At 45.7% G+C, this 23,220-nt stretch carries 20 protein-coding genes and 1 pseudogene; 8 read left to right on the top strand and 13 right to left on the bottom strand.

Annotation, left to right across the window (positions count from 1 at the left end):
- Positions 1 to 9: 9 nt before the first annotated feature.
- Genes rimM through tsaB form a run of 4 tightly spaced genes read right to left on the bottom strand, consistent with a single transcriptional unit; the run spans position 10 to position 3,163 of the window.
- Positions 10 to 537 (bottom strand): ribosome maturation factor RimM, encoded by a 528-nt coding sequence (rimM, locus tag HMPREF3034_RS04120; RefSeq protein ID WP_036896816.1) that lies wholly within the window; start codon positions 535 to 537, stop codon positions 10 to 12.
- Positions 530 to 1,840, bottom strand: a complete 1,311-nt coding sequence (murA, locus tag HMPREF3034_RS04115; RefSeq protein ID WP_062433446.1) for a UDP-N-acetylglucosamine 1-carboxyvinyltransferase — start codon at positions 1,838 to 1,840, stop codon at positions 530 to 532. Before murA ends, rimM begins: the two co-directional genes overlap by 8 nt.
- Positions 1,840 to 2,442: a DUF4290 domain-containing protein gene (locus HMPREF3034_RS04110; RefSeq protein WP_036896812.1), complete on the bottom strand. Its 603-nt coding sequence runs from the start codon at positions 2,440 to 2,442 to the stop codon at positions 1,840 to 1,842. Before HMPREF3034_RS04110 ends, murA begins: the two co-directional genes overlap by 1 nt.
- Positions 2,443 to 2,470: 28 nt before the next feature.
- The gene (gene tsaB / locus HMPREF3034_RS04105) at positions 2,471 to 3,163 is read right to left on the bottom strand and encodes a tRNA (adenosine(37)-N6)-threonylcarbamoyltransferase complex dimerization subunit type 1 TsaB (protein WP_062433444.1); all 693 of its coding nucleotides are present in this window, start codon (positions 3,161 to 3,163) and stop codon (positions 2,471 to 2,473) included.
- 89 nt (positions 3,164 to 3,252) lie between these two features.
- On the opposite strand from tsaB, the gene HMPREF3034_RS04100 reads away from it, so the two are divergent.
- The 3 genes from HMPREF3034_RS04100 (at position 3,253) to nadD (ending at position 6,159) form a co-directional block, all read left to right on the top strand.
- Complete coding sequence (locus HMPREF3034_RS04100) at positions 3,253 to 4,128, top strand: YicC/YloC family endoribonuclease (protein WP_062433441.1); 876 nt, start codon at positions 3,253 to 3,255, stop codon at positions 4,126 to 4,128.
- 280 nt (positions 4,129 to 4,408) lie between these two features.
- On the top strand, positions 4,409 to 5,599 hold the full coding sequence (gmk, locus tag HMPREF3034_RS12230) for a guanylate kinase (protein ID WP_231725602.1): 1,191 nt from the start codon (positions 4,409 to 4,411) through the stop codon (positions 5,597 to 5,599).
- On the top strand, positions 5,596 to 6,159 hold the full coding sequence (gene nadD, locus HMPREF3034_RS04090) for a nicotinate (nicotinamide) nucleotide adenylyltransferase (protein WP_036896806.1): 564 nt from the start codon (positions 5,596 to 5,598) through the stop codon (positions 6,157 to 6,159). The genes gmk and nadD overlap by 4 nt, the downstream gene beginning before the upstream one ends.
- Positions 6,160 to 6,244: 85 nt before the next feature.
- Here nadD and HMPREF3034_RS04085 read toward each other — a convergent pair whose 3' ends face one another.
- Positions 6,245 to 6,511 carry a hypothetical protein gene (locus HMPREF3034_RS04085; protein ID WP_062433438.1) on the bottom strand — a complete coding sequence of 89 codons (267 nt, stop codon included), beginning with the start codon at positions 6,509 to 6,511 and terminating at the stop codon, positions 6,245 to 6,247.
- A gap of 230 nt (positions 6,512 to 6,741) precedes the next feature.
- Here HMPREF3034_RS04085 and HMPREF3034_RS04080 point away from each other — a divergent pair, with 230 nt between their 5' ends.
- Together HMPREF3034_RS04080 and HMPREF3034_RS04075 are read left to right on the top strand one after the other, a co-directional pair.
- Positions 6,742 to 7,698, top strand: coding sequence for a LuxR C-terminal-related transcriptional regulator (locus HMPREF3034_RS04080; RefSeq protein ID WP_036896802.1), 957 nt, complete (start codon positions 6,742 to 6,744; stop codon positions 7,696 to 7,698).
- Positions 7,699 to 7,904: 206 nt separating this feature from the next.
- On the top strand, positions 7,905 to 11,018 hold the full coding sequence (locus tag HMPREF3034_RS04075) for a glycoside hydrolase family 2 TIM barrel-domain containing protein (protein ID WP_062433435.1): 3,114 nt from the start codon (positions 7,905 to 7,907) through the stop codon (positions 11,016 to 11,018).
- Between the two features lie 317 nt (positions 11,019 to 11,335).
- Here the strand turns inward: HMPREF3034_RS04075 and tatC are convergent, their stop codons facing one another.
- The 3 genes and pseudogenes from tatC to HMPREF3034_RS12920 all read right to left on the bottom strand — a co-directional run.
- Positions 11,336 to 12,130, bottom strand: a complete 795-nt coding sequence (gene tatC, locus HMPREF3034_RS04070) for a twin-arginine translocase subunit TatC (RefSeq protein ID WP_062433433.1) — start codon at positions 12,128 to 12,130, stop codon at positions 11,336 to 11,338.
- A gap of 4 nt (positions 12,131 to 12,134) precedes the next feature.
- Complete coding sequence (locus HMPREF3034_RS04065) at positions 12,135 to 12,320, bottom strand: Sec-independent protein translocase subunit TatA/TatB (RefSeq protein WP_036896796.1); 186 nt, start codon at positions 12,318 to 12,320, stop codon at positions 12,135 to 12,137.
- Positions 12,321 to 12,527: 207 nt separating this feature from the next.
- Positions 12,528 to 13,174: pseudogene (locus HMPREF3034_RS12920) on the bottom strand (AraC family transcriptional regulator); the annotation flags it as partial.
- Between the two features lie 191 nt (positions 13,175 to 13,365).
- Here HMPREF3034_RS12920 and HMPREF3034_RS04050 point away from each other — a divergent pair.
- Positions 13,366 to 14,184, top strand: coding sequence for a pyridoxamine kinase (locus HMPREF3034_RS04050; protein ID WP_062433424.1), 819 nt, complete (start codon positions 13,366 to 13,368; stop codon positions 14,182 to 14,184).
- Positions 14,185 to 14,354: 170 nt separating this feature from the next.
- Here the strand turns inward: HMPREF3034_RS04050 and HMPREF3034_RS04045 are convergent, their stop codons facing one another.
- A complete protein-coding gene (locus HMPREF3034_RS04045) occupies positions 14,355 to 15,068 on the bottom strand; it encodes an LrgB family protein (protein WP_036896793.1) in 714 nt (237 codons plus the stop codon).
- Positions 15,069 to 15,077: 9 nt separating this feature from the next.
- Positions 15,078 to 15,464, bottom strand: coding sequence for a CidA/LrgA family protein (locus HMPREF3034_RS04040; RefSeq protein ID WP_036896861.1), 387 nt, complete (start codon positions 15,462 to 15,464; stop codon positions 15,078 to 15,080).
- A gap of 939 nt (positions 15,465 to 16,403) precedes the next feature.
- On the opposite strand from HMPREF3034_RS04040, the gene murF reads away from it, so the two are divergent.
- Positions 16,404 to 17,711: a UDP-N-acetylmuramoyl-tripeptide--D-alanyl-D-alanine ligase gene (murF, locus tag HMPREF3034_RS04030; protein ID WP_036896789.1), complete on the top strand. Its 1,308-nt coding sequence runs from the start codon at positions 16,404 to 16,406 to the stop codon at positions 17,709 to 17,711.
- Here the strand turns inward: murF and HMPREF3034_RS04025 are convergent, their stop codons facing one another.
- Positions 17,712 to 18,620, bottom strand: coding sequence for a LysR family transcriptional regulator (locus HMPREF3034_RS04025; RefSeq protein WP_036896786.1), 909 nt, complete (start codon positions 18,618 to 18,620; stop codon positions 17,712 to 17,714). It abuts the gene before it with no gap.
- A gap of 119 nt (positions 18,621 to 18,739) precedes the next feature.
- On the opposite strand from HMPREF3034_RS04025, the gene dgt reads away from it, so the two are divergent.
- Entirely contained in the window at positions 18,740 to 20,077 is a 1,338-nt protein-coding gene (gene dgt, locus HMPREF3034_RS04020) for a dGTP triphosphohydrolase (RefSeq protein WP_036896784.1), read from the top strand.
- 348 nt (positions 20,078 to 20,425) lie between these two features.
- Here dgt and HMPREF3034_RS04015 read toward each other — a convergent pair whose 3' ends face one another.
- Positions 20,426 to 21,322: a DNA/RNA non-specific endonuclease gene (locus HMPREF3034_RS04015; protein WP_062433421.1), complete on the bottom strand. Its 897-nt coding sequence runs from the start codon at positions 21,320 to 21,322 to the stop codon at positions 20,426 to 20,428.
- Positions 21,323 to 21,402: 80 nt separating this feature from the next.
- Positions 21,403 to 23,217 carry a choice-of-anchor J domain-containing protein gene (locus HMPREF3034_RS04010; protein WP_156431033.1) on the bottom strand — a complete coding sequence of 605 codons (1,815 nt, stop codon included), beginning with the start codon at positions 23,215 to 23,217 and terminating at the stop codon, positions 21,403 to 21,405.
- Between the last annotated feature and the right edge of the window lie 3 nt (positions 23,218 to 23,220).

Genomic DNA, 23,220 nt, shown 5'->3' with positions numbered 1-23,220 from the left:
TCGTTTCTCTTATTCATCCAGCCACATGATACCATCAGGTATCATCAGGCTTATTTCGTGTTTGTCGTGGTCAACGCCTGCTATCAGGTCGTCGGATGCAGGGAGGAGTATCTCCTTCCCGTCCGGAGCAAGCACTTCAAAAAGCGTATTGATAGTGGTGTCGTCCACATGCCGGATGATTCCTACAGCTTCCCCGTCATGCGAATTGCGCACCGTCCAGCCGATAATCTCAGCCCATGTCACGTTTTCCGCATCCGAATCAGACAGATGTCGAGGGAAGAATACGATGCTACCGGTGAGCTGTCGAGCCTGCTCCTGCGTCTCAATATCGCAGAATTTCACCAATGCCGTCTCTTCACCGTGGAACCGATACTCTTCCATAAAGAAAGGTACGAGGATTCCATCCATCTCCAAGACGAGGTAATCTGCCTCCACCCGGTCGAAGACATCGTCGGTGAAAGACATCGAAACCTCTCCTTTCACCCCATGAGGCTTGCCTATCTTACCTATCTTATATACGTCTTCAGTCTTAATCATCCACACGAGTTATTTTAGCTCCGAGCGAGTTGAGACGCTCTTCTATATTCTCATAGCCACGATCTATCTGTGCAATATTGGCTATCTTGCTTGTTCCCGACGCGCTCAATGCAGCTATCAGCAACGCGATACCGGCGCGAATATCGGGGCTGGTCATTCTTCCGGCCCTCAAAGTACGCTTACGGTCATGTCCGATAACGACAGCCCGATGGGGATCGCACAAGATAATCTGTGCTCCCATATCTATCAATTTATCGACAAAAAACAATCTACTTTCAAACATCTTCTGATGGAACAGCACACTACCACGGGCTTGTGTAGCCACAACCAACAATACCGACAATAGGTCGGGAGTCAATCCCGGCCACGGAGCATCGGCCAATGTCATGATGGTACCGTCTATAAAAGAGTCTATCTCATAGTGGTTGGTAGGCGGAATCCATAGATCATCGCCCTCAATCTTGACTTTCACACCTAGTCGGCGGAACGCATCGGGAATAATACCTAGGTCGCGTACTGATACATCTTTGATTCTGATACCATCGCCACACATGGCCGCCATACCGACAAACGACCCCACTTCTATCATGTCCGGCAATATACGATGTGTCGCACCATGCAACGATGATACGCCAACGACTGTCAATAAATTGCTACCAATGCCACTGATACAAGCTCCCATCGCATTGAGCAGATGGCAAAGTTGCTGAATATAGGGTTCGCATGCAGCATTATAGATAGTCGTCGTACCCATAGCAAGCACAGCCGCCATGATGATATTGGCCGTACCTGTGACCGAAGCCTCATCCAAGAGCATATAGCATCCCTTCAATTTGCGAGCTTCTATATGAAATACCTCGCGCTCGTCTTCACGCGAAAACTTCGCACCAAGATATTTAAAACCTAGGAAATGGGTGTCCAAACGACGTCGACCAATCTTGTCTCCACCGGGTTTAGCCACCGTAGCTTTACCAAATCGCCCAAGCAACGGGCCTATCATCAGCACGCTACCACGCAAAGCTGCACAGGCTTTCACAAACTCCAAACTGTCCAAGTAGCTCAAATCCAGTTCATCGGCTTGGAATGTATAGTCGTTCTTATTGTGCCGTGTCACTTTCACCCCTATCGTCTGTAACAACTTAATCAAATTGTTTATATCCTGAATATCCGGGATATTATTTATTCTAACAGCTTCCGGGGTCAGCAACGTGGCACAGATTACCTCCAACGCCTCATTCTTTGCACCTTGCGGTTTAATGGTTCCTTGGAGTTTATGCCCTCCTTCTATCACAAAAGACTCCATTATTTCCTCTTTCGCTTGTTATTAGTAGTCTGGGGCTCGCGGTCGATAATCTTATCAAACTTGAATGTAGACAAGTCTAATTGCACTTTACCGTCAGTAAAACGCGCCAAATCCGACGCTACTTTCTCGTCATCAATGGAGCCATGACTCCACTGTACCAAATTACGTTTCATTTGGTTGGCCGTTAAGCGAATCAATTCATCACGTTCCACACCCTCCTCCATGGTCTTCAATTTCTCAAACACCTCGAACAGCATATAGCCATAATGGCGTACCGGAATCGACTTCATCGGATAACTCACAGGCGTAGGTTTGTCGCCCATCTTCACTGCTTCTGTCACATCGAAAGGATAGTCTACATCTAGCTTAAAGTCGCTCATGATAGCTAGATGATCCCACAACTTTTGCAAATAGTCTTGAGTATCGTGGTTTTGCGGAAACATTCTATCCATGATGGCAATGATGGATTCAGCACACTGTTGGCGCTCTTCCTTCGTAGGGAGTCCTACCGCATAGTCTACCATGCTTTGTATCTCTCGCCCGTATTCCGGAAGTTTCAAGCGTTCGCGCTGGGTATTATAGTCTAATCCTTGGATATTCATGAAATGGATTTTTTGGTTTTTGCTTATCTTACAACAATTTCTTCGGCATCTTTGCCACAAAGTCCTTCAGATAGAAAGGCACAAAATAGGCCACATCTTCAAAACGTTGCTCAGCCATAGCTTTCTCTGCCAAGGGCAACATGTATTTAGCCAACGGCTCTACGTCCTTGATGAGACGGGCATTGGGGTGATTGATAGACTCCATACACTTTGCTGCACCATTGCCAAAGAAGTACACCGGACCACGTTCCAAGTATTCCTTATACGTATCGGCATCCACTATATCGGCTTGAATAGGACGTATTTCTTTCAATGCACGGTCATTTACCTGAGCATACACTTCCATCCTTCGAGCATCGAGCATCGGTACGAGCAAAGCATTCTCTTCTTCCATCTGTTCTTTCAACAATACCGGAACACACAGTAGCTGCAAGGTCGGTATAGCGATGAGTTTAGCCGAACGGCCAAAGCAAACACCCTTAGCCATACTGACACCGATACGCAGACCGGTATACGAACCGGGACCACAGCTCACAGCGACCGCATCGAGCTGTATACCCTGCTCGTCGATATATGCCAAAGCCTCGTCTACGAACACTCCGAGCTTCACTGCATGATTAGGGCCGCTATGGTCTTCTTGATTAAAGATACAATCTCCATCGCGTCCTACGGACACCGAGCAAACATCGGTGCTCGTCTCGATATTTAATATACACGACATAACTACAAATATATTCTAAATAAAGCGCAAATTTACAGATTTTTCCTGCAATTTTCTTACTTTTGCAGAAATTTAACGCGATTCGAATTATGATACAATCTATGACCGGTTACGGCAAATCTGTCGCAATCTACAACGAGAAGAAGATTCATGTAGAAATCAAATCTCTTAACAGCAAATCACTTGATCTATCCACTCGCATCGCCCCACTCTACCGTGAGAAGGAGATGGAGATACGTCAGATTATCACACAGGCATTGCAACGAGGCAAGATAGATTTCTCTATTTGGATTGAGAAAGATGCTGCACTCGACGCCACTCCCATCAATGCGGCACTGGTAGAGAACTATTACAAACAACTCAAGCAGATTTCTGCCACTGCCGGCATCCCCGAACCACAGGATTGGTACAACACATTGATGCGCATGCCCGACGTCACTACACGCACAGAAGTAGAAATATTGTCCGATGACGAATGGGCCGTAGCTCTCCAAACTATCAACGAAGCCATCGACGCCCTCGTGGAATTCCGCCACCAAGAAGGTGCTGCACTGCAACAGAAGTTTACCGAAAAGGTGGACAACATCCAACAACTGCTTACCAGTATCGAACCTTATGAGCAGGCACGCGTTGAGAAAATCAAGGCTAACATTGTCAAAGGACTGGAACAAATACCCAGTGTGACTTACGACACCAACCGTTTGGAGCAGGAACTCATCTACTATATCGAGAAATTAGATATCAATGAAGAGAAGCAACGACTCACCAATCACCTCAAATACTTCCGCGAAACAATGGCCGAAGAAGGACCGATAGGTAAAAAGTTGGGCTTCATCGCTCAGGAGATGGGGCGCGAAATCAACACCACTGGGTCCAAGAGCAATCAGGCGGAGATGCAAAATATCGTCGTCAAGATGAAAGATGAGTTGGAGCAAATCAAGGAACAAGTGCTAAATGCACTGTAAAAACCTCCCCCAACCCCTCCCAAAGAGGGGAGTGCCTACGGGGAACTAACATCTCTTACTTTCTCTTTAGAATAAGGAAGACCTACAGGGGACAATCCTCACTTAACCTCTTCCAACAAAGGAGAACTGCCAAAGGACATCTCCAACCTTCTCCTTAAAAGAGGAAAACCTATAGGAGACAAACCTCACTTAGTCTCTTTCTACAAGGGAGAACTGCAAAGAGACATAGTATCAACACCTCCCAAAGAAAGGGTAGACCAACAGATTCATAATAATCCTCATGATGAAACACTCTGATAATATACCAAACGATGCATGCAGTGAGAGACCTTATGGTTACTTCACCTCAAAAACAGGCAACTACGAATTACTACGTCGTGCGGCAAAGAGTAACAGGCGATACCCTACAACTTCTGAATTCCTTTTATGGCAATATCTTCGAGGTAAGCAATTAGGTGTAAGATTCCGTAGGCAACATCCCATTGGAGATTACATTCCAGACTTTGTTTGTCTATCACATAATCTCATCATAGAAGTTGATGGAGGCTATCATTACGTTAATGGTCAGCCATTGAACGATGCCGAACGAACTGAATATCTCCACCAAAAGGGCTTTCAAGTCATTCGGTTTACTAACGAAGAGGTAAATGCAGCTCCCGAAGTAGTCATTCAAAAAATCAAAAAGGCACTACAAATAAATCCAAATTACAAAGAGCGACATCGTTTAGACCAACCAAAAGAACATGACATAATATCAACAGATATGAATGATTCCACAAGAATAAAGACTAAATCTACAGTCGAAAGTATTGAACCTAAGGACACAATGTCATCACTTCCCTTCTCAGGAAAGACTTGTTCCCGTAGGCTCTCCCCTCCTTGGGAGGGGGCGGGGGAGGTTAAAGGCCGACTCCTCATCTTCTCTGCGCCATCCGGCAGTGGCAAGAGTACTATTATCAATTGGCTCATGACGAAACATCCGGAACTTAATCTGGCATTCTCCATCAGCTGTACCAGCAGGGCACCACGAGGTACTGAACAAGACGGAGTGGAATATTTTTTCCTCACACCCGATGAGTTTCGTGCCAAGATTGCAGCCGACGAATTCCTCGAATACGAAGAAGTTTATCAAGACAGATTCTATGGTACGCTCAAATCGCAGGTAGAGAAGCAGTCCGCTGCCGGCCAAAATGTGGTGTTTGATGTCGACGTCAAGGGTGGATGCAACATCAAACAATTCTATGGCGACCGTGCCATGAGCCTGTTCATTCAACCACCTTCCATCGATGCTTTGCGCCAACGACTCGTCGGTCGTAACACCGATGCGCCTGAAGTCATAGAACAACGTCTCGCACGTGCGGCTTACGAACTCGCCTTTGCACCTTGTTTCGACCATGTCATCATCAACGATGACCTCGAAAAAGCGAAACAAGAGACCTACCAACTCATCAAAGATTTCCTAGGAATATGAATTCCGCAAGCTCACCCATTCGCACCGGTATCTATGGAGGTTCGTTCAATCCCATCCATATCGGACACGTTGCGCTGGCTAAACAGATACTCAAAGCAGCCAACCTCGACGAGGTTTGGTTTGTCGTCTCACCCCAGAATCCTTTCAAACGGCAGCGAGACTTGATGCCCGACGAGCAACGATTGGAATGGGTGCGCCAAGCCTTGGCCGATGAGCCACAACTCTTTGTCTCCGATTACGAGTTCCACTTACCCAAGCCTTCGTATACATGGAACACGCTACAACACCTACATCACGACTATCCCAACCGACAATTCTGTCTCATTATTGGTGCCGACAACTGGCTCAGTTTTCCACAATGGGCACATCATGAAGATATTCTGCGCGACCACGACATCTTCATTTATCCTCGTCGCAACAATCCTATTGACGCCACTACCTTGCCATCCAATGTCCATCTGCTCAAAACTGAACTCTACGACACCAGTAGTAGCGAAATTCGCAGGCGTATGCAAGCCGGTGAGAACGTCGACCAATGGTTGCCATTCAGGCTAAAATAAGTTTCATATAGATAATGTGGGCTTCGTTTCCCGACATCTAACACAACACTGAAAAACCATAGCAGCAAGCCCATGAATACATCGTTTAATAATACCGACGTGCCAATTGGCGAATAGCTTGCATGTTTGGGACGGCATAACCCAGTGCATTGCGACGGATAAAGAGTTGTGGATCGAATAATTCGCACCCGTTACAGTTGGCCGGAAGTTCTATAACTGCCTCAATAATTTCGGGTTGTATGGCTAACAGACTGCCTTCGGGGAACCAATCGCGATGACGTATATAGTTCCAAATCAGCTCTGTTAAGTTTACAATATAAGACTTTGCATCCTGAAATCTTTTCTGTATCATAGTCTCTTATTTTGGGTTTCGAGACAAAGATAAGTCATCTGAAGCTGCAAACAAACAATACGCTCCATCTTTTCTAATAGTTTTTGAGACGTTAAGAAAAGGTATAAAAAGCGTCTTAAAATATCGAAATGTACCCGACTTCGTGGAAAAATAATTATCTTTGCATGCAGAGCAATAAGAAAAAACTTGCCCACAAGGGAGCAAGAAAGTAACGAAGGACAAAGAACATTATGGTAAATCACAAGATTTATGAGCCCAACGACCGGATGATTAGTCTCATTAGCGACAACCGAGAAGTGTTGCAAAGCTTAGGAAGTTTCGGTATTAACCTTGGATTTGGCGACAAAACAGTAAAAGAAGTCTGCGAAGAACAACACGTAGATACATTTACTTTCTTGACAATTGTCAACTTTACCATCAACGGTTATAAAAATACGGCGAGTATAGACAAGATCCATATCCCCACGTTATTGAAACACTTGAGAGCTTGTCATGAGTATTATTTGGGATTCCAGTTGCCCACTATCCGTGAGCAATTGGTGGAATCGGTGACTCCCGACGACAAAATTGGGCAGTTGATTCTTTCTTTGTTCGACGATTTCTCGCGTTTGATGCATCGCCACATGAAGTATGAAGAGCGCAACGTGTTCCCTTATATCGAGAAATTGATAGCTAACCAGATGCCTACCGACTACGATATAGAAACCTATTCCACACACCATGAGCCTACCGACGACAAACTCCATGAGCTGAAAGACATCATCATCAAGTATCTGCCTAGCAACGGGTTGCTCAACAACAAACTCATGGCCACCCTCTATAAACTATATAGTAACGAGGAATGGTTGAAGCAACACACACGCGTGGAAGACGAGATCATGGTGCCGGCTATTCGACTTTACGAAGAGAAAATAGGCAAAAATGCCATCAGCAGCAACATCGAAGCCATGCTCACCAAAGCTCCTCATGCCAAAGATGCACTGAGTGAGCGAGAGAAAGACATTGTTATCTGCATCGTACAGGGCATGACCAACCAAGAGATAGCCGGCCATTTGTTTATCTCTTTCAACACCGTCATCACGCACAGACGCAACATTGCCCGCAAACTACAGATTCATTCATCGGCCGGACTCACCATCTATGCCATCGTGAACAATCTAGTAGACATCTCGAACGTGAAACTATAAAGCCCTATCCTAGTCCTACTCAACAAGGAAACAGAACTGTTATACCCCCATAAGAGATGCGACCATATGGACGTTTCTCGCCTCTATGACGAATGTATCTAGCATTCGTCATATTTTCAGATTTCACATCTTTTGACGATTTCCCTTTGTTTATGCAGAGTTTTATCGTTATTTTTGCACAAATAAATACCAATAAACCAACATCTATGAACAAACTTTTCCTTATCGCTGCATTGACTTCTGCGTTGCCGGTATGTGCGAGTAACACCCCGACCGTGCAACCAACATTCACCGAATGGCACGATATGGCAGTCAATCAGGTTAATCGTTTCAAGCTTCATACTAATTACTTTGCCTACGAATCGGCAGAGAAGGCAATGAAAGGCGACATGACCCAGTCGGATAACTATCTTTCATTGCATGGTGCATGGAAGTTTAATTGGGTGGAAAATGCCGACCAACGCCCCACAGACTTCTTCAAAACCGATTACAACGACGCTTCTTGGAAGAGCCTGAACGTCCCCGGTATATGGGAACTGAACGGCTATGGAGACCCTGTCTACATCAATGTGGGCTTCGCATGGCGCGGCCATTTCAAGGACAATCCGCCTCAGGTGCCTATCAAAGACAACCATGTGGGCAGCTATCGTCGCGTTATCAACATCCCCGATAACTGGACGGGGAAACAAGTTATCGCCCATTTCGGCTCCGTGACATCCAACATGTATCTTTGGGTTAACGGTCAATATGTGGGCTACACCGAAGATAGTAAGGTGGCAGCAGAGTTTGATATTACTCCATACTTGAAGAAAGGAGCAAACCTAATAGCTTTCCAAAGCTTCCGTTGGAGTGACGGCTCGTACTGCGAAGACCAAGACTTCTGGCGCTTATCGGGCGTTGCTCGCGAGAGTTATCTATATGCTCGCGATGCCAATGTGCAAATGACGAACATCCGTATCACCCCCGATTTGCAGAACAACTATCAAGATGGCGAGGCTCAGATCAGTGTTGACGTGAAGGGACAACCCATTATCGACTTCCAACTTAACAATGCCAATGGCATAGAAGTGTTGAAATCAGAGACCGACTTCAAGGGAAGAACATCCGGAACAGTGCAATTCTTGCTCCGCAATGTGAAGACTTGGACGGCCGAAAGTCCTTACCTTTACACTCTCGTAGCGACCGTAAAGGACCGCAAAAAGAACGTGAAAGAGGTCATCACACAGAAGATTGGATTCCGTAAAATAGAGATAAAGAATGCCCAATTGCTTGTCAATGGTAAGCCCATCTACATCAAAGGAGCCAACCGACATGAGATGGATCCGGACGGAGGATACGTCGTTAGCCGAGAAAGAATGATTCAAGACATTCAGATTATGAAACGTCTGAACATCAATGCCGTACGTACTTGCCACTATCCCAATGATCCAATGTGGTACGATCTATGCGATGAGTACGGACTATATGTATGTGCCGAGGCCAACCAAGAGAGCCACGGATTCCAGTACGGCGACGATTCGGAGGCCAAGAAACCACTCTTTGCCAAACAGATATTGGAACGCAATCAGCACAATGTAGAGATGCACGTGAACCATCCAAGCATCATCTACTGGAGTTTGGGTAACGAAACAGTTGATGGACCAAACTTTACGGCAGCCTACCAGTGGATTAAAAACTTTGATAGTAGCCGTCCTATACAGTGGGAACGTGCTGAGAAAGGTGCCAACACCGACTTCTATTGTCCGATGTATCGCACTCCCGCAGCATGCGAAAAATACGCTCTCAGTACAGCACCCGAAGACCAAAAGCCACTCATTCAGTGCGAATACAACCACACCATGGGTAATTCGGGCGGTGGACTCAAAGACTATTGGGAACTCGTCCGCAAATATCCGAAATTCCAAGGTGGCTTTATTTGGGACTTCGTAGACCAAGCTCTGCACGGCAAAGACGCCAATGGTGTGAGCATCTATAAATATGGTGGCGATTATAACAACTATGATGGCAGCGACAACAACTTCAATTGCAACGGTATCATTGGCCCCGACCGCCAGCTTAATCCGCATGCTTACGAAGTGGCTTACCAATACCAAAACATATGGGCAGAGCCCGTTGACCTCAAAGCCGGCAAGATTAGCGTGCACAACGAGTACTTCTTCCGCGACTTGAGCAATTATAAACTGGTATGGACTATGACAGAAGACGGTAAAGCTATGCAGACAGGAGAGGTCAACGACCTCAAAGTGGCACCTCAACAGACCGTAGAATACACCCTGCCTTACAATGCTCAAGCCTTCAAGGGAGAGCTTTTGCTCAACCTAAGCTTCGTATTGAAAACTGCAGAACCATTGATGAAAGCCGGCCAAGAAGTGGCTTATCGTCAGCTACACATCACACTCCCGACCTACAACTATGCCGGTCCGGCAGCTGAAGGCAAACTGAAATTGCAGAATAAGAAGAAGGATACACAAATCAGTATCACTGCTAACGGTGTAGATGTGAAAATTGATAAGGCCACAGGTCTGCTCACTTCGTACACTGTCAACGGCACTTCCATGCTCGGTGAAGGCGGTACGTTGAAGCCAAACTTCTGGCGTGCAGTCACTGACAACGATATGGGAGCCCATCTTAACATCGCTTATAAAGCATGGCATCATCCAGTTATGAACCTACAAAGCCTCACCGCAACAAGCGATAAACGCACGGCTACCGTCGTAGCTCGCTACGATATGCCCGAAGTGAAGGCTCAATTGGTACTCAGCTATGTGGTTTATCCCAACGGAGAAATCAAAGTAAATCAGAAGATGACGACCACTCCGGGAGCTAAGGTAAGCAATCTGTTCCGCTTCGGAATGGTACTTCAGATGCCATACGATATGGATCAGTCTGAATACTTTGGTCGTGGACCTATCGAAAACTACCTCGACCGTCGCGAATGTATGAACATCAGTATCAACAAACAGTCGGCCGATGAGCAGTTCTTCTCTTATATTCGCCCACAAGAGAGTGGCACCAAGACTGATATGCGCTGGTGGATACAGTCTACAAAAGCCGGTACAGGCTTGCGCGTGGTATCTGACAATGCTTTCTCGGCAAGTGCTATACACTACAACATCGACGACTTGGACGATGGAGAAGAAAAAGAACAGCGCCATACACAGCAAGTAGCAAAGAGCAAGTACACCAACCTCTTCCTCGACAAGCGCATGGCTGGTGTCGGTGGTATCGACAGTTGGTCGCCTCATGCCAAAGCTATGCCTAAGTACGAAGTGAAGTATGGTAACTTCGACTTCACCACTTGGCTCATTCCTTTGAAATAAACGACAAACCTATAGCGACTTGATAGTCGCCTAACATAAAAGTCCATCTTTTGCGAGATGGACTTTTTTATTGCTTGTTTCAGTAATCTATCGGATAAAAGAGGTATGACCTTTCAGCATGAACATACCTATTTCATTGGCTCATACTGCCCATTATTCACTCCGAACTTTTTACCCTTCATTCTCTGCATGGGCTAGGCAAAACTGCTGAAAAGCCGTAGCAGCATTGCTGAGAAGCCAAGACAGCGATGTTGCCAAGCCCATGCAGGAAATAAAGAGTAAGGATTTAAGAGTCTGTGATGTACTTTCTACGTGGCTTATATAGTGTCTTCTACCTCTTCATCTACAGCATCTTCCTCCACTTCGGGGCCTTCTACGCCCTGCACCAAGAAGATACTTATTTCGTAGAGCAGCCAAATGGGGACGGCAACAATACTGAGCGTAAAGATGTCGGAAGTAGGTGTGATGATGGCAGCAACTATCAATATCACCACAACAGCGTGTCGACGATAGTGGCGCATCCACGAAGAACGAAGCACACCAAGCTTAGCCATGAGCCAACTGACGACAGGTATCTCGAATACCAAGCCGAAAACAAAACTCATCATCAACAAGGTGTCAATGTAAGATTGCAACGATAACAGGTTCTCTACATCACTACTCACTTGATAAGTAGCCAAGAACTTAACCGTCAAGGGGAAAAATAAGAAGTAATTGATAAGTATTCCTACGCAGAAAAGCAGGTATCCGGCCATCACAACACGTGCCGAATAACGCCGTTCTTGCTGATAAAGAGCCGGCGATACAAACCCATAGAGCTCGTAAAGTACATAAGGTAAGGCCACTAACACACCGAAACAGAGAGCTGTTTTCATGTGTACCATGAACTGCTCGGTAAGTCCTACGTTTACTAGATGGATGCTGAAATCGTCAGTACCCAATAGTTTGTAAGTGATGAAGTGGGCATCTTTCGGTGCCAGCACAATGTCGAAGAGCTGCTCTTTCAGGCAGAATGCGACAATACCAGCCACTACGGTCACGCAAATAACCTTGATTAGGCAGTTGCGAAACACGTCAAGATGCTCCCAAAAGGAGAGCTCTTCTTCCGCCATGTATCTAGTCGTTCTTCTCTTCCGTCTTCTTCGGAGCGTCTGGATTAAGGTCGTTCTCAATACCGTTTACTCCTTCTTTGAAACTCTTCACGCCTTTACCAAGGCCTCTCATTAGTTCAGGAATCTTCTTACCTCCAAAGAGAAGCAAGACAATAAGTACTATCAGAATAATCTCCGGTGTGCCTAACATATTGATACAGTTTTAAGTTATTGGTTTTGCAAAAATAAGAATTATTCTTGATATTCACCCATTTACTGTCTATTTTTTAGATACCGGTGTCTAAAGCAAATATTAATAAGAGCCTATTTATAGGAAAATCGGCGGGTCGTCTCGTTGAAGCGAGTGAGCGAATACATCAAGGTTGTGTTGGCATATCCTAGCCATGCGGCAATGTCGGAGTCGGTCTTGTTTCGGTCGATGCCCCTTAAAATAGCCATCAAGCAACGATTCAAACTTTTCCAAGACTCCAAGATTAGCTGTTTTACGCGTTACAAACTGCCGTTCGTAGAATCTCAAGCAGTAATCCAAGAGCAATTCGATATTCCGACAAATCAGTTTACGCGTGTGTTGGTCAATAGAATGCTCCAGTTCCTGTTGTATCTTGCTGAGACAATCTTTGAAAATGGCACGCTCGTCCTCACTCAAATGTAATGCTTCGCGCGACGAATAAGAAAAGAAAGCGTACTGTTTTATGCTCTGAGCAAGCAAAGTTCCGCGAATCAAGTCGGGGTGAAAGAGCAGTCCGATAGCGTTAGGTGTATAGTCAGGAGCCAGTTTTTATGTATCACCTGCCCCGGAGCGAACGATGTCACCGTCCCCTCTTGATAGTCATAAGGCTGCCGTCCGTAGGTAATATCGCCACAATAGGTCTGCTTCTACCATATACTATAGACACCATATTCAATCGTTCGCTCTTCGCGAGCGGCTTCCAAGTTAACCTTCGACATATCGACAACGGTCACCAAAGGGTGTCGCGTCTCAAGTCCCATCTCTTTATTGTAAGCATCAATGAAGTCTATACGCCTGATTTTTGATTCTGTCATAGTCTTCTTCTCTTTCTGGCGACAAAGGTAGCAAGTCTTTTTCGCATCGTCGTTAAACATATTACGGAATATCCAACCACAATTACCTACCCACTGAAAAGCTACTCTGCGATTGCAAAACATTCTAGGCAAAGATACAAAAATATTTCACTCATTTTCGTATCTTTGCACATAATATAATGCATACACACATGAGCAAGAAACAGATACTTCTGATCAACGATATGGCGGGGTACGGAAAGGTAGCTACAGCAGCCATGCTTCCCATCCTTTCGTACATGGGTTTGCCCACCTACAACCTGCCTACAGCGCTCGTTTCCAACACGCTCGACTATGGAAAGTTCCATATCCTCGCCACCACAGACTATATCAAAAATGTCTTTCCGGTTTGGAAAGAGCTGGGATTTTCGTTCGATGCCATTGCAACAGGATTCATCGTATCCGAACGCCAAGCTCGTCTGGTATCGCAATATTGCCGCGAACAGGCTGCCACCGGTACCACCATCTTCGTCGATCCCATCATGGGCGACGAGGGAAAACTCTACAACGGGGTGACGCCGGCAACAGTCCAAAACATGCGGGAAATGGTTTCCGTAGCCCATTTGGTATTCCCTAACCACACCGAAGCATGTTATCTGACAGACTCACCCTATCATCCGGAGGGTGTGGATAAGGACGGTGCGCATACCTTGATAGATGGTCTGCGCCATATAGGAGCCAAATCGGTGCTCATCACCAGTATTCCTGTCGGCGGACAGCCATCGGTAGTAGGTTACAATCATGAAACGGACACCTACTTCCAATTACCTTATACCGAGATACCAGTGCATTTTCCGGGTACCGGCGACATATTCTCTGCCGTTCTCATTGGTCATTTACTCAATGGCGAACAGCTCACAGAGAGTACCCGTAAGGCCATGGATGCCGTCTACAAACTCATCGATTTGAATAAAGACAACGTCGATAAGAATCGCGGTATACCCTTGGAGAAGTATTTGGATATTTTGTAAGACCTCACCCAGCCCCATCCCTTCCCTCCCCAAGAAGGGAGGGAGAGCTACCTTGTAATATCATATAAACTCTTTCCCTCATTAGAAAACCATCGGTCGTCGACCGATTAGTCGTTATCAGTGTAGCCCGTGCAACGGCAATCGAGGAAGGTAAAGGCTGGAAAGGGGCTTTATATAATCCCTATAACCTTCAGTATCGAGGGCGTCAGCAGGGCAGTAAAGATACCGTTGAGCGTGATGCCTAGACTGGCAAAAGCTCCATACTTGCTACTCACATCCATCGCTGTAGATGCTCCGACAGCGTGGGAAGCCGTGCCCATACTCAGTCCTTGAGCTATAGGACTGTTGACATGACCAATTGCCAGCATCTTAAATCCGAAGATAGAACCGATGATTCCCGTTACAATCACAATGGCTGCAGTGAGCGATGGAATGCCATTGAGGGCTTGAGTCACCTCCATAGCGATAGGAGTGGTGACCGACTTACTGGCCAATGACACGATAACAACCTGTGAAGCACCCAATAGTTTGGCTGTCAGCACGACGCTTACAACTCCTACCAAGCACCCTACCAATTGCGAAACAACGATAGGCAACCACAGTCGTTTGATGGCTTCAAGCTGCAAATACAGTGGGACACCAAGCGCCACAACGGCCGGTTTCAACCAAAACTCGATGAGTGCGCCATTGGTTCTGTAAGTTTCAAAGGGTACACCGGTCAACTTCAGATAAGCGATAATGGCTACTATCGTTATCAAGATGGGATTAAACAACACCCAACCAGTGCGACGTTGCAGGCGTCGCGTTAAGAAAAAGATGGCAAAGGTGAGTGCCAATGATACGTATTGATTGGAAAAAATCTGCAATAAATATTCGTGGTTCATGTGCGTTGCTTATTTTCTATTCTTTCTACAGTGTGACACATACCATCTCAAAAACGTACGCTCGCTGCCTATCACCAACTGGTGCATATGACCGGTAACCACCAATACGATGGCCGTACTCACGAAAGTGGCCACTGTGATAGGCACTATCTGCGGCTTGATAATGTCGAAATAGAGCATAATAGCCACCCCCGGTGGCACAAAAAAGAATCCTAGGTTACCGATAAGGAAGTCACACAGTTGGCGAACCCATTCCAATTTCACCCACTTGAGTTTCAAAAACAGGGTCAGGAGCAACATCCCTATGATGCTCGATGGCAACTTGATGCCGGTGGCCCACACTGCAAACTCTCCCAATGCCAAGCATCCGAAGATGATAAAAAACTGTCTAGCCATGAATACAATAAAACTTTTCAAACGTCGAAACGCGACCGCAAAGGTATCACTTTTCGACTATAGTAGCATGATTAACACCCTTTTACTTTAAAGAATACATACAAAAAGTGATGAATATCAAGTCTTTCTCCCCAAAATTCAACAACTCATCAGCTTCAAAACTAAAGAACTTATCAACTCAAAACCATCTCCCTCTCCTTTTGGGGAGGGCGGGGGTGGGGCTACAGAGGGTTGAGGAGAGGTTGCTGCAACGGCTCCTCAGTATTGCTGCCAAGTCCATTCAGCATTACTGCAAAGTCTTGTCAACATCGCTGCCTCGGCTTTGCAGCGAAGTAGTAGACAAGTTAATGAGTAAACAAATAGACAAGTTTAGGTTTTAGTTTGTAAGTTATTGAGTTGATGAGTTATTAGTTGAGTTTATAAGTTCATAGGTTTTTGAGTTGAAAACTATTGGGGTGGGATTGAAAAAAAGGAATTTACTGCCTGAAAGGCAGCCTTTTCATAGCCGGATGCCCTTAGGCTTACGCTCATTACAAAGGGCTGTCCTTTAACCAAGATAGCTACTCGGAGTGAACAGAACACCCACCACTTCGCTATGAAAACAAAGAGTTTGGAATTGGCAAGTAGACTAGATAACAGACAGAAAAAGGCATGCGAGTGAAGTCACCATTTTCCATCTATTCACTTTGTAACCATGGTTACTGTAACAACGGTTACAAAGTTGCTTTCCGATTTTCCCACTCATGGCGCGACAGAATCAGAAAATATCATTATCTTTGCATAAGAAAGGCTGCATTCGGCTATTTGAAAACAAGTTTTCATTGCGCTCAATTGCACTTTCTTTGCATAAGATGAAGGTACCATCGTGTATCTCCATGATACGAATGAAGCCACCATAACTCCTCAAAGAGGAATTTCATTCTCTAACAAATAGTGTTCATGAATGCAACCGAATTATATGCTTTGTACCTAAAACAGGGACAAGCTACCACCGACAGCCGCGATTGCCCTGCCGGCTCTATCTTCTTTGCCCTCAAGGGCGAGTCGTTTAATGGCAACAAGTTTGCTGCTGCCGCGTTGGAAAAAGGATGCGCTTATGCCGTTGTAGACGAAGCCGAGTATGCTGTAGAGGGCGATATGCGCTATATATTGGTGCCCGATGTGCTGCAAGCATTCAAGGATATGGTACGCGAGCACCGCCGTACGTTCAACATTCCTGTGATAGGTATCACCGGAACCAACGGCAAGACGACGACCAAGGAACTCATTGCTGCCGTATTGGAAAAGCGCTATGATGTGTTATACACACTCGGCAACTTCAACAACGACGTGGGAGTGCCCAAAACTTTGTTGCGTCTTAAGAAGCAAAACGAGATAGCCGTCATCGAGATGGGAGCCAGTCATCCCGGCGACATCAAAACTTTGGTGGAGACGGTGGAACCTACTTGCGGACTGATAACGAATGTTGGCAAGGCTCATTTGCAAGGTTTCGGATCGTTTGAAGGCGTGATGCGCACTAAAGGAGAGTTGTACGACTATCTCCATGCTAACCATTGCGAGGTGTTTGCCAACTTAGATAACCCCTATCTGGAAAAGATGCGGGAGCACGCAGGCATCACTGAAGCCATCTATTATGGGCAAAGCGAAGATGCCAAGATTACCACTCGCGGAGAGTTAATCGACTGTACGCCGTTCTTACATTTCCGTTGGCAGTCGAGCAATGGACAGTGGTACGAAGTCAAAACACATCTCATCGGAGCCTACAACTTGGATAATATGTTGGCAGCCATTGCTGTCGGTGTGCGCTTCGGCATCGCTCCGGAACTGATAAGCGAGGCACTTGCCAACTACATTCCGAGCAACAACCGCAGTCAACTAGACGTAACGGCGCACAACAAACTCATCGTCGACGCCTATAATGCCAATCCTACAAGTATGGCGGCAGCTCTACAAAACTTCAGTCTCATCCCAAACGAGCATAAGATGGCCATTCTAGGCGACATGAGAGAACTGGGAGAGGCGAGCATGGAAGAACATCAGAAGATGGTAGAACTCATGGCCGAGAAACAATTAGGCACTGTATGGCTCGTCGGAGAGGAATTCGGGAAGACTCAATGCAACTTCCGGAAGTTCAAAGATGTGGAGGAAGTAAAAAGCGAGATTGCAAAAATGCAACCTCGCGGATATTATATTCTCATCAAAGGGAGCAACGGCATCCATCTAGCACAGTTGAAAGAACTGCTGTAATTACATCAAATCGGCCAATACGGAATAGCGTTTGATAGCTTCAGAGTCGCTGAGAATGCGGTAGAATTCGCGGGCAGAGTTCTTCACATACGTATTCTTACGCACATGAATGCAACCTTCCATCAGGTCTTCACAGTTCTTCAAGGGCACTCCCTTTATTCCTTCTAGACCGTGAATGGTAGTCTCTGCCAGTACCGAAACGTAATTACTAAGCTGCACCAATTTCAATAATATCTCCACATCGTTCAACTCTATGAGCACATGGGGATGATGGTCGCTGTCAGCAAGAATCTTGTCGAAGGCATTACGTGCCTGTAATCCCGTAGCCGGCAAGGCCATATCGTAGTAGTCAAGCTCCGATAACGACACCGAAGATAGCTTCGTCAAGGGATGACCGGTACGTACCACGGCCGTCAGATGCGTGCTAAAGAGCACATGGCTATCTATATTGGCATAGCGTTCGGAGGGTTTGAAAGCCAGCACAAAGTCGAGTTCACGCTGTTGCAGCATCTCCATGAGTTCGTTCATCGACTTATAGATGATGTTCATGTGGACATGCGGATAATGCCGAGTGAAGTCGAACAGGGCGTCGGTAAGCAGCGGACTGAACGTATAAGTGACTCCGATGTTCAACGTCCCGGTCATGATGGCCTTTAATTCGTTGATGCTTTCCACACAGGTATCGGCCGATACAAGCGTGGCACGAGCGTTGGGAACCATGTGTTCGCCAGCTTCCGTGAGTTGCACTTCGTGACTATTGCGGTGGAACAGTTCCACACCAAGCTCGTTTTCCAGATGTTTTATCTGTTGCGAAAGCGTACTTTGCGTGATAGACAAAGCCTTGGCCGCCTCCGAAAATGAGAGCAGTTCAGCTGTCTTCAAGAAATATTTGAGTTGTCGAAGTTCCATCATTGCAAAAATACAAAAAACTATCAAAAGACACAAGGTTATGACTTTTTATTGCTACTTTTGTCAAACAATGCGATGGGACAGACTCCCAGTCAACCTATAAAAGACGCTATCAGCACATGAACTGGCTACAACTCATATCCAACAAACGACTAGGACAAGAATATAAACATGCCAATCGGCACGACGACCGCTCGGAATTCAAGCGTGATTACGATCGTCTTATCTTCTCGGCTCCCTTCCGTCGACTGCAAAATAAAACACAGGTATTCCCTCTTCCGGGCTCGGTATTCGTACACAATCGCCTCACCCACTCGCTCGAAGTGGCCTCGGTAGGCATGTCGCTAGGCAACGATGTGGCCACACAATTGAAGCGACGCCATCCCGAACTGGTCGGTACGCTTTTCGAAGAGATAGGAACCATCGTCAGCACAGCCTGTCTGGCGCACGACATGGGGAATCCGCCATTCGGTCATAGCGGTGAGAAAGCCATACAAGCTTTCTTTGAAGAGGGGGCCGGAGCAGCTCTCAAGGCTCGCTTGAGCCGTCAATTTTGGAGCGATATTACCCATTTTGAAGGTAATGCCAACGCTTTCCGACTGCTCACCCACCAGTTTAATGGTCGCCGTGTAGGTGGTTTTGCCATGACCTACGCGACACTTGCGAGTATCGTCAAATACCCATTTTCGTCAGGACAAGATGGTCATCACGGCAAATTCGGGTTCTTCCAATTTGAGCAAGACACTTATTGTAAGATTGCAGAAGAACTAGGTATCATTCGCCACTCGGCTCCCGACGAACCGTTGGCATACGCCCGACACCCGTTGGTATATCTCGTTGAAGCGGCCGACGACATCTGTTACGAGGTCATGGACATTGAAGATTCGCATAAACTACGCATCCTCTCCTACGAACAGACGAGCGACTTGCTGCTCGGTTTCCTCTCTCCGGAGGAACAGGAACGTGTAAAACAACGTATCGAAGATGAACATATAACCGACGAGAACGAACGCGTGGTCTACATGCGAGCTTGTGCTATCGGCAAACTGGAAAGCGAATGTGTGGCAACCTTCGTTGAACACGAAGACGAGATACTTGCCGGAACGTTCAAAGGATGCCTTGTCGACCACATCAACCCGCTACAACGCGATGCCTATCAACGATGTGCCAAGGAGTCGTACCGACTGATTTACACTAGCAAACCTGTGTTGGACATCGAACTGAGCGGTTATAAAATCATGGAGACATTGATGGATACACTCGTCGATGCGGTGGTCAATCCCAATAAATTCCATTCCAAACAGCTTATCAACTTGGTAAGCAGCCAGTACGATATTCGCAATGCCAACCTCGAAAATTGCATCATGGCCGTCATCGACTACGTCAGTGGAATGACCGATGTCTATGCCCTTGACATCTATCAGAAGCTCATTGGCAGTTCATTGCCGTTGGTGTAATTATTCAGGGCGAATGCAATTCGCCTGACAAGAAATATCTTTTTTATTAGTTGATATATAACCTTTTATATGTAGGGGAGTCTTTCAGACTCGATCTTTCTTTATCATTGTGCTCCGGAAGCCTAAAGGCATCCGGCTATGAAAAGGCTGCCTTTCAGGCAGGAAATTCCTCTTTTCTAAATCCCACTCCAATAGTTTTCAACTCAAAAACACATGAACTTACAAACTCAACCAATAACTTATCAACCCAAAAACTTTAAAACTAAAACCTTAACTCGTCTATTTGCCTACTCGTTCACTTGTACACTTGTCAACTTAAAGAGCGAATGCAGTGCGACAACTCAGCATTTACTGCAATCCCCAAAGATTGATATTCACTGAAGATTCTATTCGTTCTTCGCGGTCATCAGGCAGATTACAGAAGAGATCAATATCGAGTTTCTTCTCCAAATCGTTGATAGAAATGGCATACTTGGCCAAAGCTGTATCCTTGTTGTCTTCGTGCTTTACCCAGAAAGCGATGGCATTGTACTGTCCATCTTTCACGCGCAAGATAGCCATCCAAAAGTATTTAGGCACGATAAGGCCGCTAGACAGCCTCTTTAGGATATAGTCGTTCTTATCAATGGTACCACCTTTGCACACATAAAGGGTGTCGGCAAACCCATAATTATTTCGAGTCCCCCACTGGCGAACGGCAGTCTCCATGTTTTTCCACACTCCATCGTTGAACGCATGCGACTGCGGTTGCATGTTGGAAAGATAGAATGTCTCGATGTTAGCAGTCTGCGTATAGAGTCGGTCGGCAGAAGGACAGATGTGGCCGTGGTCGTATCCAGTTCTATAATATGGGTCATAAGCAAATCGGTACATAGCCGGAATAAGTTCATCTTGGAAGTATTGCAACTCACCTTTCCGCCTATCAGCCACATAACGCTTTACTCCCTTACCTGTAGCAAGGTTGCTCTTATAAAGTTGATAGCACGACCAGCGCTGCGACTTCTTGCTATCGTCCCACTCGGTACAGTAGTTGACACCGAAACCATCATTGCTTTTATGGATAAGGACACGATTGTTGGCTCCCCCTTTAAGCTTGGGAAATTCCAAACGGGCGTATTCCGGGAATGCAGAGGCGTCGTTGGCATTGGCGTTATTGGTTTCATTGTCGGGGATTATATCGTTGTTGCTTGAACACGCTACAAAGAGGAATACAGCCGTGCAGATAGTAAATAGTTTCCTGAACATGAAATAAATGGATAATAAATAAAAAGAAATAGGTGCACCAAAAGTGTATTTCTCTTGGCACACCTATATATGATAAGCTATTACTTAGCGTAATAGATAGTGACAGTTTGTAGACGAATCTGCTTCTTTGGGTCTGTCTTTGAATTGGTATATACTACCTTCTTGCCATCGTAAACAACAGAAGCATCAGCATTACCAACATTTGCACCTTGGAAATTATCACAAGTAATCACAATCTTAGCAATATTGTTCTTACCTGTAAAGGTGATAATACCACCCGCATATGAACGGATACCCTTACTCTGAGCATAAAATTTAGCATTGGTAGAAGCTGTTCCCTTGCTAAATTCGATGGTACTTCCATCGCTCAATGCAACTTGAGCAACTTCTTTCTTATCTGTAAGTCCAGCCTTGCTAAGATCTATTGTGACAGACGGACCGGCTGTAAACTTGCTGTTGGTCAATGTAACTGTGGTGCCTTCGATAGTCAAACCACTGCCCTCAGCAGGTTTTACATCGGGAGTAGTGGTGCCAGAGCCAGTCTCAAACTTCGTAATAATGCTGTTCTTGGCAACCTCCTTGGTTCCCTTAAAATCTATCAGTTTTCCTTTCACTGTTACTTTATCGCCCACCTTTAAGTCGGTTGCTGCCTTGAAAGGATTATCTTTAGTTCTCAATCCACTGTATATTTGCAGAGCATTCTCATTTTTACCGTTGTCTGAGATATAATAGGTGAGACTGTTATAACTCTTATTAAATTTATCAACTTTACAAACTACACCGCTCACATAAGAGTCGGTAGCAGTCTTCTCGTCCTTGGGATTCGCTGTAATCTCAGCCAAGGCACCGGCTACGTTGAAAGGTTTAGCCTCGCTACCATCGCCCTTTGCCTCTCCAATTGGGGTATCAGGTTTCTCCGGAGCGGTCTTGCCATCGACAGAATAGATGTAGTTTTTAGCAGACATCTCTTTCAGTCCCTTATATTCTACCAGTTTACCAACTACGACAACAGTACTACCTACAGGCACTTCTTTCTCGTTGTTGAAATTAGCTTTGCCCAAGTTCAGACCACCAAATATAATAAGGGTGTTCGTACCATCCTTGGTATCGGCAATCTGATAAGTAGCGTTGTGGTATTTAGCACTTACACTGTCTACCTTGGTAATGATACCCTTAACATAGACTTCTGCGTTTCTATCGTTTTGTTTTGCAGCAATAAGACTAGTAGCTTTCTCTACATTGTAAGGAGAATCTTTTGTTCCTTCACCCGTACCGGTAACAGGTGGGAGTACTTCTTTCTGTTCTTCAACTTCGCCTGAAGCCACTACGACATTCTTAATTTCCCATGTCCTAGAACCTTTTGCTGTGCCACTGTAGTAGAAAGCAATGCGACACTTGCCACCAAGATACTTAGCGTCGATGTTCTTAGCATAGTGTGCGAATGTAGACCATTCGCCCGGAGTGCCCGGCGTCAATGTTCCGGTGATGTCTTCCCATTGAGTTTCGGCAGGTTTTCCGGTATAATTCTTGGTAATAAGCACTTTGTCGGCTCCCTCATTATTGGCATACTGCAAGATATAATCAAATTGCAAGTTAGCTTTTTCGACTTTGGTAAGGTCTATTTCTGGCGAAACTAGATAGCTCTCGCTCTCGGTATTCTTCTTATCTACATATCCTGTAGCCGTAGCAGTGTTGTGACTGATAACCCATGCGATTCCTTTCGGAGTCTCAACGGTAAAGGAACCAAAGCTAGAAGCGAAGGTTTCTTTTAAAATAGCAGCCGTTTCTGTGTTTCCACTGCCGGGAACTTCGTATGGAGCGGGAACATTTTCGCAACTTGTAAATATCATGGCTGCCATAGCCATTGCGATCATTGAATAAAAAATCTTTTTCATATT

The organism is Prevotella sp. DNF00663 (genome assembly GCF_001553265.1).
Lineage (GTDB): Bacteria > Bacteroidota > Bacteroidia > Bacteroidales > Bacteroidaceae > Prevotella.
The sequence above is the reverse complement of the archived record's forward strand: the minus strand, read 5'-3'. Positions and strand labels throughout refer to the sequence as shown.